A 701-nucleotide genomic window follows, 5' to 3' on the forward strand; every position below is an offset into this window, starting at 1 on the left:
GGCCCAACACGTCCATCGGTGAATCCCCCGGCGACCCATTGCGCCGCCGCTCAACCCGCCCGCACCCACCAGCGCCATCGCGCACCCCGTCGGGTCGGCCCTCCGTCGGCAACGGCGCATTCGACCTTGTCGGCGCAGACGTATGCAACTCCGGCGATCTGGTCACAACCGACATGTGCTCCTCCTAGAAGCAAAGCCGATCCGGCCGGGGAATTACCGCGGCACGGAGGCGCATCGCCAGCAGATACCGGCCATCCACCTTGGTGGCTAATATACATACCATTTGGTATGATAGATGCGGAACTGACACACTGCCAGTCTTTAAACAGACTCAATCATGAATTAAACTCATGAAGTTAGCTGCAGATCAGACCAGACGACGACTACGGACGACTTCGACGGACGGCGCCGCCCCAGGCGGGCGAGCACACAACCCAGCGAGTCACCACCCCAGCATGGAAGGGACTGACTCGGTGTCGAAACCGCCATGGCGCACCGCGCCGGCTCGCTGCGCGGCAATCGCGACAAGACAGGCGGGCGATGACTGAGGACAGCGAAGGACGAGCCGACACCACACGTCATCGACTCATCGCCGCCGCGGCACACCAGTTCGCGAGCCGCCCCTACAGCATGGTCAGCCTCGAGGACATCCTGGCCGAGGCCGACCTGACCAAAGGGGCCATGTACTTTCACTTCGCCTC

General features: G+C 62.8%; 1 protein-coding gene. It reads left to right on the forward strand.

What is annotated here, in order from left to right; all coding sequences use genetic code 11:
* Positions 1–540: 540 nt before the first annotated feature.
* On the forward strand, positions 541–701 hold a 161-nt coding region (locus A5705_RS22525), incomplete at its 3' end, for a TetR family transcriptional regulator (protein ID WP_156763208.1).

Source organism: Mycobacterium sp. E787 (genome assembly GCF_001668725.1).
Classification (GTDB): domain Bacteria; phylum Actinomycetota; class Actinomycetes; order Mycobacteriales; family Mycobacteriaceae; genus Mycobacterium.